Annotated in this window: 16 protein-coding genes; 11 read left to right on the top strand and 5 right to left on the bottom strand. The window is 54.4% G+C overall.

Going from position 1 to position 12,593, the window contains the following annotated elements:
• The first annotated feature begins 54 nt into the window (after positions 1–54).
• The 6 genes from HMPREF3178_RS08145 to HMPREF3178_RS08120 all read left to right on the top strand — a co-directional run bounded on the left by HMPREF3178_RS08145 (position 55) and on the right by HMPREF3178_RS08120 (position 2,893).
• On the top strand, positions 55–417 hold the full coding sequence (locus tag HMPREF3178_RS08145; RefSeq protein ID WP_004101611.1) for a hypothetical protein: 363 nt from the start codon (positions 55–57) through the stop codon (positions 415–417).
• A gap of 76 nt (positions 418–493) precedes the next feature.
• A complete protein-coding gene (locus tag HMPREF3178_RS08140; RefSeq protein ID WP_004101612.1) occupies positions 494–886 on the top strand; it encodes a phage holin family protein in 393 nt (130 codons plus the stop codon).
• A complete protein-coding gene (locus HMPREF3178_RS08135; protein WP_004101614.1) occupies positions 876–1,148 on the top strand; it encodes a phage holin family protein in 273 nt (90 codons plus the stop codon). Before HMPREF3178_RS08140 ends, HMPREF3178_RS08135 begins: the two co-directional genes overlap by 11 nt.
• Before the next feature lie 7 nt (positions 1,149–1,155).
• Positions 1,156–1,698, top strand: a complete 543-nt coding sequence (locus HMPREF3178_RS08130; protein WP_017146003.1) for a glycoside hydrolase family 108 protein — start codon at positions 1,156–1,158, stop codon at positions 1,696–1,698.
• A gap of 229 nt (positions 1,699–1,927) precedes the next feature.
• Positions 1,928–2,293 (top strand): hypothetical protein, encoded by a 366-nt coding sequence (locus tag HMPREF3178_RS08125; protein WP_017146002.1) that lies wholly within the window; start codon positions 1,928–1,930, stop codon positions 2,291–2,293.
• A gap of 327 nt (positions 2,294–2,620) precedes the next feature.
• Complete coding sequence (locus tag HMPREF3178_RS08120; RefSeq protein ID WP_029496829.1) at positions 2,621–2,893, top strand: putative hemolysin; 273 nt, start codon at positions 2,621–2,623, stop codon at positions 2,891–2,893.
• Here the strand turns inward: HMPREF3178_RS08120 and hslJ are convergent.
• The 3 genes from hslJ to HMPREF3178_RS08105 all read right to left on the bottom strand — a co-directional run bounded on the left by hslJ (position 2,890) and on the right by HMPREF3178_RS08105 (position 5,092).
• Positions 2,890–3,330, bottom strand: a complete 441-nt coding sequence (hslJ, locus tag HMPREF3178_RS08115; RefSeq protein WP_004101623.1) for a heat shock protein HslJ — start codon at positions 3,328–3,330, stop codon at positions 2,890–2,892. The two genes, HMPREF3178_RS08120 and hslJ, sit on opposite strands and share 4 nt — an antisense overlap.
• A 125-nt stretch (positions 3,331–3,455) precedes the next feature.
• A complete protein-coding gene (locus HMPREF3178_RS08110; protein WP_004112629.1) occupies positions 3,456–4,445 on the bottom strand; it encodes a 2-hydroxyacid dehydrogenase in 990 nt (329 codons plus the stop codon).
• Positions 4,446–4,591: 146 nt separating this feature from the next.
• Positions 4,592–5,092 carry a DedA family protein gene (locus HMPREF3178_RS08105; protein WP_004101627.1) on the bottom strand — a complete coding sequence of 167 codons (501 nt, stop codon included), beginning with the start codon at positions 5,090–5,092 and terminating at the stop codon, positions 4,592–4,594.
• 195 nt (positions 5,093–5,287) lie between these two features.
• Between HMPREF3178_RS08105 and HMPREF3178_RS08100 the strand changes: the two genes are divergently transcribed.
• From HMPREF3178_RS08100 to HMPREF3178_RS08090, 3 genes are read left to right on the top strand one after another with little or no spacing between them, the layout of a single operon-like run.
• Positions 5,288–7,927, top strand: a complete 2,640-nt coding sequence (locus tag HMPREF3178_RS08100; protein WP_017146001.1) for a YdbH family protein — start codon at positions 5,288–5,290, stop codon at positions 7,925–7,927.
• Entirely contained in the window at positions 7,927–8,112 is a 186-nt protein-coding gene (locus HMPREF3178_RS08095) for a YnbE family lipoprotein (protein WP_004101631.1), read from the top strand. Before HMPREF3178_RS08100 ends, HMPREF3178_RS08095 begins: the two co-directional genes overlap by 1 nt.
• Positions 8,113–8,119: 7 nt before the next feature.
• A complete protein-coding gene (locus HMPREF3178_RS08090; protein ID WP_004112635.1) occupies positions 8,120–8,443 on the top strand; it encodes a YdbL family probable chaperone protein in 324 nt (107 codons plus the stop codon).
• On the opposite strand, the gene feaR is transcribed toward HMPREF3178_RS08090, so the two are convergent.
• The gene (feaR, locus tag HMPREF3178_RS08085) at positions 8,444–9,352 is read right to left on the bottom strand and encodes a transcriptional regulator FeaR (protein ID WP_017146000.1); all 909 of its coding nucleotides are present in this window, start codon (positions 9,350–9,352) and stop codon (positions 8,444–8,446) included.
• 235 nt (positions 9,353–9,587) lie between these two features.
• Between feaR and HMPREF3178_RS08080 the strand changes: the two genes are divergently transcribed.
• Together HMPREF3178_RS08080 and HMPREF3178_RS08075 are read left to right on the top strand one after the other, a co-directional pair.
• On the top strand, positions 9,588–11,087 hold the full coding sequence (locus HMPREF3178_RS08080) for an aldehyde dehydrogenase family protein (RefSeq protein WP_004101638.1): 1,500 nt from the start codon (positions 9,588–9,590) through the stop codon (positions 11,085–11,087).
• Between the two features lie 242 nt (positions 11,088–11,329).
• Positions 11,330–11,800: a GNAT family N-acetyltransferase gene (locus tag HMPREF3178_RS08075; RefSeq protein WP_004101640.1), complete on the top strand. Its 471-nt coding sequence runs from the start codon at positions 11,330–11,332 to the stop codon at positions 11,798–11,800.
• 177 nt (positions 11,801–11,977) lie between these two features.
• Here HMPREF3178_RS08075 and HMPREF3178_RS08070 read toward each other — a convergent pair whose 3' ends face one another.
• Positions 11,978–12,322 (bottom strand): helix-turn-helix domain-containing protein, encoded by a 345-nt coding sequence (locus HMPREF3178_RS08070; RefSeq protein ID WP_004101642.1) that lies wholly within the window; start codon positions 12,320–12,322, stop codon positions 11,978–11,980.
• Positions 12,323–12,593 lie beyond the last annotated feature (271 nt).

Here is a 12,593-nt window from a genome sequence, read left to right as displayed (position 1 = left end):
AGCGGGAGAGGATTCATCGCTGACGCACCGTCAAAGCTCATTCAGGAGACCGCAATGTCCCGTAAAACCGCGTTTCATGGTTCCGCTGCCGGTCGTCGCCGTGCGCAGCGCTCTCACTTACAAAATCCACAAGCCCTCAGTTCAGAACGCCTCCACCGGCCTACGCCTTCTCGCGCTCAGATTCAGGCTAAGGGAAAGCACCATACGCCAGCGCGTATCGAGGACGCATTGCCCATTAACTTTGTTGCCCAGGATATTTTTTGGCAGCTTGAGGAATATAAACGGCAAATTGCGCGTGCCACCATTGTTTATCAGCAAGAATTTTCACACCACTATGCGCAACCTGGGACCTGGCTCTGTCACAGGGCCATCTATGCGCTGGGTTTGCAAAAAAGAAAAAAGATTACGGCAAAGTAAAAGCATTAGCATGATGCTGCTTTCCTTCGCCATTTGTTATGACCATCAGGAATGTCAGTGAAAGAAGGGAGGGTGAATGTCCGATCCTGTTTCCGGTACGTCGGCAATTGTTACTGGAGGATTAATGGCAGCGAGTCTATTTGGCCTGATCGCAGGTATTGATTATGGCGTTGTGTTCGGCGCATTTGCTGGCGCCGTGTTTTATGTGGCGACCGCAGTAAATATTTCACGTTTCAGACTGGCTGCCTATTTTATGACTTCCTTTATTGTCGGCGTATTGGGCGCCGGGTTAATTGGTACGAAGCTGGCAATCTGGACCGGATACAGTGAACGGTCTTTAGACGCGTTAGGCGCCGTACTGCTATCCGCGCTGATTATTAAGATACTCACATTTCTGAATAATCAAGATCTCACCGAATTGTACAAAATACTCACTCGCAACAATAGTGAACGGCCAAATGGAAAATGAACTGCCGGCGCTGATTAACGCAATTGTCTGCGCTTTGATCACTCTGAACTTGATGTTTTATCGCCGCGCGTGCTACCGAAGACATCGGCCATGGATATCATACACGGCATATTTACTGGTACTTACCTATGCCAGCATACCGTTTCGCTATCTTTTTGGCCTGTATGAATCGACCCATTGGTTAGTCGTCAGCGTCAATTTTTTTATACTTATTACCGTATTCCTCGTCAGGGGGAATATCGCGCATTTAATCGATAAATGAGGGATGTATGAATAAAGATGAGATTTTTAACGCCATTTTGGATAAGGAGGGCGGCTATGTAAATCATCCGGACGATCGAGGTGGCCCAACAAATTGGGGGATTACTCAGGCCACTGCCCGCGCGCATGGTTATGATGGACCTATGCAAAAACTGCCGCGCCAGCAGGCGCTGGATATTCTCAACGCGGACTACTGGATTGCGCCCCGGTTCGACCATGTTGCTGAGATATCTACCCCGCTTGCTGAAAAACTGTGTGATGCCGGGGTCAATATGGGCACCATTCTGCCGGGTAAGTGGCTTCAGCGATGGCTAAATGCCTTTAATCATCGCGGAGTGCTGTATCCGGACCTCGTGGTCGATGGTGCTATCGGCCCCAGAACGATTAACGCCTTAAGCCAGTATCTTATTCGCAGAGGCAGTGAAGGTGAGACGGTACTATTACGAGCATTAAACTGTAGTCAAGGGCAATATTATCTGGAGTTGGCTGAAAGAAACGATGCTAATGAATCCTTTATCTATGGTTGGCTCAGGGCTCGAGTAATGAGTTGACCGGCAATAAAATCTGCTAATCCAAAGCAGAATATCACCTTTACAGGAATCCCCTGAAAGGACAAAGTTTATACTACAGCAAATGGAGGGTATGCCATGCTAATTTCATTTTTTTAATAGCAGATGAGCCGATAATGTATCGCAACGTTATGATATAACCCAAGGTTAATCTGTCGATGATTAATCTATCAAGAAAACCAGATTACTAAATTTTATTAAGGATGAAAATATGCAATTCATAGCACTGCCGTGGGCAACTTTGCAGGCTATCTACAGAGCAAAAAATGGTGAGGTTGTTGAAGGGAAATATGTCCGTGTGGCAGGGAACTTCATTAACCTTTGGGACCCCTCTAATGAAAGTGCCGATCGCGTCAATATTACGCCGGTCTTTCAGATGGTTTTTCGCAATCTTGATGATGGTATTCTTTATTTTTCCGGGCGTGTGATGTTTTTTGATAAAGCTAAATCAGAGCACGATGCCTATTTCCGTCATCCGTTTGATGATGTCGATTCAAGCGTGATGACGCAAGCCTATGCGGTAACCAATACGCAATATCTGGCTGGAACATTCTATTCTGGAGTTGTGCCAAATTAATGACCCTACGCCCGGCTAAATCGGCATAGCCCTTAGCCGGGCATTTTTATTGAATGACAGGAAGAGAAAACAGCTCCGCTGTAGAAGATATGTTTGCAGAATAAAGAATGATATCTTTACGTGCAACGACCCAATCGCATCATGACGATGTGTCACACCCACACTGAGAGATTAATGCGTTCATGCAGACAAACTGCTATCGCGAAAAAATTGCTAAAAAATGTTAACACAACGCATAAATACGTACTTCGCCTCTCGACGTGGCGCGCTGAGCTGCCTATTATTCTTGAGCTTGTTCATTTTAAGATGTATCTGAGGGGAGAGAAGATGCGAGCTGCGTTTTTAGTGGGATGTGCTGCGCTGTTACTGTCGGCGTGTAGTAGTAATGATGAACCTGTTCAGCAGGCAACGGCGGCGCACGTGACGCCAGGGATGCGTGCCGCGATGAGCAGCAGCGGGCAGGCGAACTGCGCCATGGTTGGCGGCTCGTTATCCGTAGCCCGCCAGCTTGATGGCTCCGCTATCGGCATGTGCGCATTACCGAACGGCAAGCGATGCAGCGAGCAGGCGCTGGCAGGCGGAAGCTGCGGTAACTATTAATTCATCAGGTCGGCGAGCTTATACACCAGCGTCTGGTCGGCGGTTGCCAGCGTCAGCTGCGTTTCCGTCAGGTCGACCTGCGCACCGTCGCGCAGCATTTTGCTCAGCGTGGCGTCCAGCGCGCTCAGCTGCGAGTCCGTGCAGAGCATGCGGGTCATCGCCAGCTCTTCAACCTTCAGCTCGCCGTCAGAGACTTTACCCGTGCCGCTAAAGCGGTTGCACATATTGCCTGAAACGTACATATTGCCTGTTATTGGCATCTTTTCGCCAAAGCTCAGCTCCAGCGGCTTATCGGCGGCTTTCAGCGGTTGACCGTTGACGCTGGTCAGCACAAAACGGTGGTGCTGAAGCTGTTCCGCTCTGGTCGACACTTTGCTGTTATAAACGCAGCCCGATAGCAACATTCCCGCCGCCAGCAGCGCAGCAATCTTATTCATTTAATCTCCATAAATATTTATCACATCAATAAATGAAGGGGATTGTAACTTTATCGCAGGGGATTTCTGTGGGGATTATCTGAATGTGCCCCCCGCGGAAGGGGAGCACAAAAGGGCAAGGAAAATCAGACCAGTGCGTTAGGGCAGGTTTCGCCAGCATCCACCTGACGCAGGTTGTCGAGGGTGGTCTGCGAGATACTGATCAACGCCTCTGCGGTCAAAAACGCCTGGTGACCGGTAAACAGAACGTTGTGGCAGGCGGAAAGACGGCGGAAGACATCGTCCTGAATAACGTCGTTAGACTTATCTTCAAAGAACAGATCGCGTTCGTTCTCATACACGTCCATCCCCAGCGCGCCAATTTTCTGGTGCTTCAGGGCATCGATCGCTGCCTGCGAATCGATAAGCGCGCCGCGACTGGTGTTGATGATCATCACCCCATCTTTCATCCGATCGAACGCGGCATGGTTCAGCAAATGATAGTTCTCATCGGTCAGCGGGCAGTGCAGGGAGATAACATCGGACTCCCGGTATAGCGTTTCCAGATCGACATACTCCACGCCCATATCCAGCGCGGCGGCGCTTGGATAGGGATCAAACGCCAGCAGGCGCATACCGAAACCTTTAAGGATGCGCAGCGCGGCAACGCCAATCTTACCGGTGCCGATAACGCCGGCGGTTTTACCGTGCATAGTGAAGCCGGTCAGCCCCTCAAGGGAGAAGTTAGCATCGCGAGTGCGCTGATAGGCGCGATGAATGCGGCGGTTCAGCGACATCATCATGCCGATTGCGTGCTCAGCGACCGCTTCCGGCGAGTAGGCCGGGACGCGTACTACCCGCAGGCCCAGCTCTTTCGCGGCGTCGAGGTCAACGTTGTTGAACCCGGCGCAGCGCAGCGCGATGTACTTCACGCCGTGGGCTTTCAGTTCTTCAAGTACCGGGCGGCTACCGTCATCGTTAACGAAAATGCATACCGCTTCACAGCCGTTGGCGGTTTTGGCGGTCTTTTCGGTGAGCAGGAAGTCAAAAAATTCCAGTTCAAAGCCGTATGCATCATTGACATGCTGCAGATACTTCTTGTCGTACTGTTTCGTACTGTACACAGCGATTTTCATAAGACTTTTCTCCAGTGATAATACCGTCACGGTAGCATAATTAAAATAATCTTACAATTATTAAAAAATAGTTTAATTACCAGGCTATAGTAATAATTCTAGAGCATATCGCTGAGTTAAGAAATCTCTTTAAAAGACAATACGTTTCACCAAAAATTGAGGCTTAAAGCGCCTGGCGCCAGCAGGATTAACGGCCACAGCAAGCCGGAACTGACGTTGGCCAGCTGGAAACGGCGGAAGGACGTCCCGCTGGCGCCGGTTACCAGCGGCACGGTGGCGCGCAGGGGGGAAAGAAAGCGGCCAAAAAAAACCGCCCATGCGCCGTGGCGGCGCAGGAACAGCTGGCCGCGCGCGAGACGCTCGGCGTTAAGCCAGCGAATACGATACAGATGATGCTGGTAATGACGGCCGGTTAGCCATGACAGCCAGAATCCGCCGATTGCGCCGAAGCTGGCGCTCATCCACATTAACAAGAAATGCCCGGCGCTGGCCGAAGCCAGGGTGCCGAACAGCAGCAGACCGGAAGTTCCCGGAATCAGCAGCGAGATAACGGCGCAGGATTTGGTGAACGTCAGCAGGAAAACCATCAGTAATACCAATGAATAGTGGCCCTGAGCGTACGCCATCAGCGAGATAATTAAGTCCACAGCAGCATCCGTTTACGTTCCCGGTGGGTGACCAGTGTCGCAGGAGAAAACTAAACCCCGGCTAAATGGTCTGCTGGTGAATCACAGGGCGGCGACTACGCTTAAACGGGATGGGAACTTTAACTCGCAGGTCGAACGTGCCACAATGACGGCCTCTCGGCTTTTACTTATTTCGAATCAGGATATTAGCTGCCCATGAAGGGTAAATATAAAGCCGCCATCGCGCTATTATTAGCACTCGTGCTGCTACCGCTGGCTTTGCTGTTGACGCTCACCCACTGGGTGCCCACGCTGGCAGGCATCTGGCTACCTGCGGGCACCCGAATCTCCCTCAGCGAGAGCCCGCGCCTGACGCGCTCTTCCCTGCGTATTCCGGATTTACGCTACCTGGTAGGCGACTGCGAAATCGCGCGTGTCGCTAACGCCGAGCTCTCCCGCCCCAGCCGCTGGCGTTTACATATCACTGAGCTGGATATTAACAGCGCCTGCCTGAATAAATTACCGCACAGCGAAGCCGCGCCGGGGGCGCCGAAAACCCTTGCCGAGTGGCAATCGATGCTGCCATACAGCTGGCTGACGATTGAAAATCTGCGTCTGTCGCCGTGGGAGAAATGGCAGGGGCGTCTGGTGATGTCGTTGACCCCGCAGCAGCAGGATATCGGTTACGCCGGAGAAGAGGTCTCTCTCCAGGCGCGCCTGCGCGGCCAGGCGCTGACGGTCAGCGACTTTTCCGCGCGTCTGGTAGAAGGCCAGGCGCCGGTGAAGCTGGTGGGCGAGTTTCAGATGCCGCTGGTGCCGGACGGTTTGCCGGTTGATGGTCATCTGTTTAGCACTTTTGAATTTCCTCAGACACCCGGCCTTGTCGACGCCGAACTGGAGTGGCATGAGAATCGCGGGCAGCTGTTGGTCACGCCGCGTGGTGAAGTGGAGCCGATTCTCGACCTGCCGTGGGAAATCACCCCGGATCGTATCGCTATCAGCGATGGCCGCTGGCACACCGAGTATGCGGGCAATGCGTTAAGCGGTCGCGTTGCGCTTTCGGTGGGTAACTGGCAACAGGGCACCGAACAGATGCAGGTCAGCGGGCGGTTGAACGTGCTTACCCAGGGTCAGGCTGGTAAGGGTAATGCCGTGCTCAATATTGGCCCCGGTAAGCTGAGTATGGACAGCAGCGACATGCCGCTACAGCTGACCGGCGAGGCCAAACTTGGCGATCTGATTTTTTACGCCAGACTGCCCGCGCAGCTGAGCGGTCCGCTTATCGCGCCGATCCTCAACTTTCATCCTGGGGCGCTGCTGCGTTCGCGCGGGCGGGTCATCGACTCACTGAACATCGATGAAATTCGCTGGCCGCTGGCGGGCGTCACCGTGACGCAGCAGGGCGTGGATGGCCGCCTGCAGGCCATTCTCCGCGCCCATGAGCAGGAGATGGGGGATTTTACCCTGCATCTCGACGGCCAGGCCGACAATTTTATGCCCGACCGCGGCCGCTGGCAGTGGCGCTACTGGGGCGATGGCCATTTTACCCCGATGCAGGCGCGCTGGGACGTTAAAGGCGCGGGTGAATGGGTTGATAGCGCCATCGTGCTCAATAGCCTGTCGACCGGTTTCGATAAGCTGCAGTATGGTTCCATGCTGGTGAGCACGCCGCGCCTCACCCTGGATAAACCGATTCACTGGCTGCGCGATGAGCAGCATCCGCGACTGACCGGCGCGCTGTCGCTGGATGCCGGAAAAACCACCTTCAGCGGCGGCAGCGAACTGCCGCCGTCAACGCTGAAATTTAACGTTGAGGGTCGCGATCCAACCTGGTTCCAGTTCAATGGTTCCCTGCATGCGCAAAAAATTGGCCCCGTCCGCGTCACCGGACGCTGGGACGGCGAGCGCCTGCGCGGGCAGGCGTGGTGGCCGAAACAGTCATTAACCGTTTTCCAGCCGCTGGTGCCGCCGGAATGGAAGATGAACCTGCGCGAAGGTTCACTGTACGCCCAGGTCGCGTTCTCTGCCGCCGCCGGTCAGGGCTTTGAGGCGGGGGGGCACGGGGTGCTCAAAGGCGGCAGCGCCTGGATGCCGGATAACCAGATCAACGGCGTCGATTTCGTGCTGCCGTTCCGCTTTAGCGAAGGCATCTGGCAGCTTGGCACCCGCCATCCGGTTTCGCTGCGCATTGGCGAAGTCGTCAACCAGTTTACGGCGCGCAATCTGACGGCAGATCTTCAGGGAGCCTGGCCCTGGAGCGAAGACGCTCCTTTACAGTTGAGCAACGTCAGCGTCGATATTCTCGGCGGCAAGCTAACCATGCAGCAGCTGCGGATGCCGCAGCACGACCCGGCGCTGCTGCGCCTGCAGAACATCTCCAGCAGCGAATTAATTAGCGCCATTAAAGTGAAGCAGTTCGCCGTTTCCGGCCCGTTCAACGGCGCGCTGCCGCTGTGGCTGGATAACGATAAATGGATCATTAAGGACGGCTGGTTCAGCAATCCGGGGCCGATGACGATGCGCCTGGATAAAGACACCGCTGACGCGCTGGTGGCCGACAACGTCTCCGCCGGGGCGGCCATTAACTGGCTGCGCTATATGGAAGTGGCCACCTCGTGGACGCGGATCAATCTCGATAACCTCGGCGTACTGACGCTGAAGGCGACCATCAGCGGCACCAGTCGGGTAGAGGGCAAAAGCAACACGGTGCACTTAAACTACTCCCATGAAGAGAATATTTTTGACCTGTGGCGCAGCTTGCGTTTCGGCGACAATCTGCAGGCGTGGCTGGAGCAGAACGCCAGACTGCCCGCCCAGCGCTGCCAGGACAGTCATACCTGTAAGGAACAACAATAATGATCAAACTATTCACCGCTTTTCTGGCAACCATGCTGCTGGCGGGCTGTACGCCGCGTATTGAAATTGCGGCGTCGAAAGAGCCGATCACCATCAATATGAACGTCAAAATTGAACATGAGATTCATATCAAAGTGGATAAAGACGTTGAGAATCTGCTGAAAACCCGTAGCGATCTGTTCTGAAGCGATGATGAGAAAACGATGGTTAATCGCGACGCTGGCGCTGGCGTTGTTGAGCACTCAGGCGCTGGCGTTAACCCTAAGCGAAGCGCGGCAGCAGGGGCGAGTCGGCGAAACGCTGAACGGCTATCTTCAACCGCTGCGCCAGGATAAAGAAACCCTGGCGCTGGTTAAACAGATCAACGCCGCCCGCAGCGACAGCTATCAGCAACTGGCGGACGACAACAACCTGCCGGTGGATCAGGTGGCGAAAATGGCCGGGCAGAAGCTCGTCGCCAGGGCGCAGCCTGGCGAGTATGTGCAGGGCCTTAACGGCAAATGGCTGAAAAAATAGCTATCGGCAGCGCTTGCGATACTCCCCCGGCGAGACGCCGAAGCGCTGCTTAAAGGCGGTGGAGAAATGGCTATGATCGCTGAAACCCCAGCTGTAGCCGATCCCCGCCAGCTTTTCATCATCATGGGCGCTTTCCAGCGCGCGGGCGCAGAGATCGAGCCGACGATTCTTGATATATTGCGCCACCACCAGCCCCTTTTCCGCAAACAGGCGGTAAAGACTGCGCACCGACATACCGGTTTCGCTGGCCAGCCACTCCGGGCGCAGATGTTCCGCCTGAATCGACTCATCGATTAACGCCATGATTTTCTGAAACTGTTTATCGCGCCGGGTGGGCTGGGCCTCCTGATGGTGCAGCATGGGGCGCAGCAGGCAAACTATCGCCTCCAGCGCCGCTTTGCTTTCGCTGGCCGATAGCTCGGGGCTGTTCATGCTCTCATGCAGCAGTCGCTGACTGAGCTGGACCATCGGCAGGGTTTTTGCCAGCCGGGTGGCAATGCTGATTTCACTGCCGCGCAGTTGCTGTTCCAGCAGCGACCTTGGCAGCAGCAGCGAAGCCTGACGCGAGGTTTGCTGCCAGATTATTGAACAGGGGCGAGAAGCATCAATCAGGGTGATATCGCCGCTCTCCAGCATCGCCTGGCGACCGTCCTGCTCGATTGTCGCCTGACCTGAGAGCTGGAAGACGGTATAAAACCAGGCGTCGTTATCGCGCTGGATCTCCTGCCGGGTACGGTAGAGGTTGATGCCGCGAGCGGTTACCGTGCTGACTTTCAGGTCGCCCGCATAGCTGGCGTCTATCTCACCGTGAAAATTATCATCCAGCGGGCGAGCGGCGAACTGGCCGCACACTTGATTGATTTTGGCTAACCAATGCTGGTAATCCTGTCCACGATTTGCCGTACTCATCGCGCATCCCTTGTAATGGTAATGTTTATGCATTGTTGCATTTATGATGCCGGAGACAAGGGTAAAAGGCGGAGTATATGAAAGAACTATTACCTGCTGCACATTTTTTGTCCGCGAAATCCCCTTAATTGCGGCGCCTGTCACAGCGGCAAAAGCGAATGTCACAGAGAAAAAAGCGTGAATCGCGCCCCCGGCATAGACTGAAACCACTATCCGCGAACAATAAGGAAGGGGTATGTCCACATCAGAGGTCGCGCTACTCGCCAGCGTACAGCAGTTTTTAGACAGGCAGCATGGTTTATATCTCGACGGCGCACAGCAGGCGGCAGAGAGTGAAAAGCGCTTAACCGTCTGGAACCCGGCAACCGGCCAGGCTATCGCCAGCACCGCGGACGCCAGTGCCGCCGATGTCGATCGGGCAGTCATGTCTGCCTGGCGCGCCTTCGTTTCCCGCAGCTGGGCAGGGCGAACGCCCGCCGATCGCGAACGTATTCTGCTGCGCTTCGCCGATCTGGTTGAGCAGCATGGCGAAGAGCTGGCGCAGCTGGAGACGCTTGAACAGGGGAAATCGATTAATATTTCCCGGGCCTTCGAAGTGGGCTGTACCCTGAACTGGATGCGCTATACCGCCGGGCTGACCACTAAAATCAGCGGACGGACCCTGGACGTGTCGATTCCCTTCCCGCCGGGTGCGCGCTATCAGGCGTGGACCAAAAAAGAACCGGTGGGGGTTGTCGCCGGGATCGTACCGTGGAACTTCCCGCTGATGATCGGCATGTGGAAAGTGATGCCCGCGCTGGCTGCAGGCTGTTCTATCGTCATTAAGCCGTCGGAAACCACGCCACTGACCCTGCTGCGGGTAGCGGAACTGGCAACCGAAGCCGGCGTGCCGGACGGCGTCTTTAACGTGGTGACCGGTAGCGGGACCGGGTGCGGTGCGGCGCTGACCTCTCACCCACACGTCGCTAAAGTCAGCTTTACTGGATCAACGGCGACAGGCAAACAAATCGCCCGCGTCGCCGCCGACCGTCTGACCCGGGTCACGCTGGAGCTGGGCGGTAAGAACCCGGCTATCGTGCTGAAAGATGCCGATCCGCAATGGGTTATTGAGGGACTCATGACCGGTAGCTTTCTCAATCAGGGGCAGGTATGTGCCGCCAGTTCGCGCATTTATATCGAAGCGCCGCTGTTCGATACGCTGGTGAGCGGCTTCGAGCAGGCAGTGAAGTCGCTACAGGTGGGGCCAGGCATGCTGGAGAGCAGCCAGATTAACCCGGTAGTGTCGCAGGCGCATTGCGCCAAAGTGGCGGCCTATCTTGATGACGCCCGTCAGCAGAAGGCAGAACTGATTAGCGGTAATATAGGGCCGGATACCCAAGGATACTATATTGCCCCAACGCTGGTAATTAATCCCGACGCCGGGCTGCGCCTCAGCCGGGAAGAGGTTTTCGGCCCGGTGGTAAACCTGGTGCGCGTGGCCGACGGCGAAGAGGCGCTGCGCCTGGCCAACGACAGCGATTTTGGCCTGACCGCCAGCGTCTGGACCCGCGACCTGAGCCAGGCGCTGAGCTATACCGATCGCCTGCAGGCGGGAACGGTGTGGGTTAACAGCCATACGCTGATCGACGCTAACCTGCCGTTCGGCGGCATGAAGCAGTCCGGCACCGGCCGTGATTTCGGTCCCGACTGGCTGGACGACTGGTGCGAAACGAAGTCGGTCTGCGTGCGCTACTAGCGGCCTGTCTTCCCCCGGTGGCGGCTGGCGCCCTACCGGGGTTACAGGCGTGCAGTTTGTGAATTCTGCTGCTATGCCTGTGAAAAACCTCGCTGCACAATACCTTTTTTAGTTCGTTACCTGTTGATGTCACTCAGAGCGTTAGGGTGGCTAATGCAGCAGGTATTCAGTGATTGCAAAGCGTTTGTCTAACACATAATGTAAATATATTGTGATAATAAAATTTGCAGGGTTCAGGTCTTATGAATATCAAAGTTGCAAACACTGGAAACGCAGAGGAGTGCTGGGCGCTAAGGAATCAAGCCATTCGGTTTGGATGTAAGGGCAGTTATAGTGATGAGGTTATCAGCGCCTGGACGTCAGATTTGATGCCGGATGGATTTCGTGAATTAATGACCAAAGAATTTTTTTTCATCGGGCAAGATGATGAAGGAAAGATCATCGCTACCGCACTCCTTGACGTGGCCACCAACACACTGAAAGCCTTCTACGTTCTCCCCGAGCTCCAGGGGAAAGGAATCGGGACCAGATTCCTCTCTGCACTTCTGGATGAGGCGAGGAAGTCAGGAATGCAATTTCTGGAGTTATCATCTACGCCAAATGCTCGTTTTTTTTATGCCAGCCGGGGTTTTGTTTTAATCGGCGAAAAAGCGTATACATCCTCTGTCACGGGGACAGACCTACTCTGTTTTGATATGAAAATGGTGCTTTAACGAATTTAAAATTTTCTAAGGTATCATGGCAACGCTGGCAGTAAACCCCGCCGCTAGTTCAATCCCTTCTGGCACCTTTGCTAAGTGAATACGCACAGGCCCTCGCTTTGCAGGCCGCACCGAGATAAAGCCGGGATTGACATCCGGCAGCCCCAGCCGCCCGTTTCTTCATAGGCATCATCGCTGCGTCTCCGCGCTGCCGATGCTGCGTCGCCATGCGCCGGGCGCCTGGCCGAACTGACGCTTGAAGCTGCGGTTGAAGGACTGCTGGGAGTCAAAGCCGAGGGCGATCGCCACGTTCAAAATCGGTTCATCGCTGTGGGCTAAGCGCTCGACCGATTTTTGCAGCTTTTGCACGCGAATATACTCGCCGAGAGGATAACCGGTATGCTCTTTGAATATCCGCTGCAGGTGCCATTTCGAATAACCGGCGCGCCTGGCGACGGTCTCAATATCCAGGCGGCTATCAAGATTGTTGTCGATCCAGTCGAGTAAATCGTGAATGAATGCGCCAGTGTTCATCTGGTTCCCCCCGCGCAGCTTAGAAAAAAGTATTTGTGTTTGTTGCATTTAAAAATGGATCGCTTTTAGACTAATTGCAAGTTTTATTGTTGCATTTAAAACCCTGGCAGTATTGCGCCATTTCTCAAAGTCGGGAATAGCACATAAAGTGCAACAATTATTCTTGCACTAAATTAAGCGCCTTCCTACAATCGCCGCGAATAGTGTATTCGCAACTGTTACATTTTTGTGGCGATGACCGACACAAATAGCCTAAAGCCTGTCCGGACAA

The sequence above is a fragment of the Klebsiella sp. HMSC09D12 genome (assembly GCF_001808475.1).
GTDB lineage: Bacteria > Pseudomonadota > Gammaproteobacteria > Enterobacterales > Enterobacteriaceae > Klebsiella > Klebsiella oxytoca.
The sequence above is the reverse complement of the archived record's forward strand: the minus strand, read 5'-3'. Positions and strand labels throughout refer to the sequence as shown.

Bases quoted from the DNA above. Each gene is read 5' to 3' on its own strand.
- HMPREF3178_RS08080 (WP_004101638.1), top strand. From the start codon at position 9,588: ATGTCCACATCAGAGGTCGCGCTACTCGCCAGCGTACAGCAGTTTTTA.
- HMPREF3178_RS08125 (WP_017146002.1), top strand. From the start codon at position 1,928: ATGCAATTCATAGCACTGCCGTGGGCAACTTTGCAGGCTATCTACAGA.
- HMPREF3178_RS08130 (WP_017146003.1), top strand. From the start codon at position 1,156: ATGAATAAAGATGAGATTTTTAACGCCATTTTGGATAAGGAGGGCGGC.
- HMPREF3178_RS08100 (WP_017146001.1), top strand. From the start codon at position 5,288: ATGAAGGGTAAATATAAAGCCGCCATCGCGCTATTATTAGCACTCGTG.
- HMPREF3178_RS08140 (WP_004101612.1), top strand. From the start codon at position 494: ATGTCCGATCCTGTTTCCGGTACGTCGGCAATTGTTACTGGAGGATTA.
- HMPREF3178_RS08110 (WP_004112629.1), bottom strand. From the start codon at position 4,445: ATGAAAATCGCTGTGTACAGTACGAAACAGTACGACAAGAAGTATCTG.
- HMPREF3178_RS08070 (WP_004101642.1), bottom strand. From the start codon at position 12,322: ATGAACACTGGCGCATTCATTCACGATTTACTCGACTGGATCGACAAC.
- HMPREF3178_RS08075 (WP_004101640.1), top strand. From the start codon at position 11,330: ATGAATATCAAAGTTGCAAACACTGGAAACGCAGAGGAGTGCTGGGCG.
- HMPREF3178_RS08120 (WP_029496829.1), top strand. From the start codon at position 2,621: ATGCGAGCTGCGTTTTTAGTGGGATGTGCTGCGCTGTTACTGTCGGCG.
- hslJ (WP_004101623.1), bottom strand. From the start codon at position 3,330: ATGAATAAGATTGCTGCGCTGCTGGCGGCGGGAATGTTGCTATCGGGC.
- HMPREF3178_RS08090 (WP_004112635.1), top strand. From the start codon at position 8,120: ATGAGAAAACGATGGTTAATCGCGACGCTGGCGCTGGCGTTGTTGAGC.
- feaR (WP_017146000.1), bottom strand. From the start codon at position 9,352: ATGAGTACGGCAAATCGTGGACAGGATTACCAGCATTGGTTAGCCAAA.
- HMPREF3178_RS08095 (WP_004101631.1), top strand. From the start codon at position 7,927: ATGATCAAACTATTCACCGCTTTTCTGGCAACCATGCTGCTGGCGGGC.
- HMPREF3178_RS08135 (WP_004101614.1), top strand. From the start codon at position 876: ATGGAAAATGAACTGCCGGCGCTGATTAACGCAATTGTCTGCGCTTTG.
- HMPREF3178_RS08145 (WP_004101611.1), top strand. From the start codon at position 55: ATGTCCCGTAAAACCGCGTTTCATGGTTCCGCTGCCGGTCGTCGCCGT.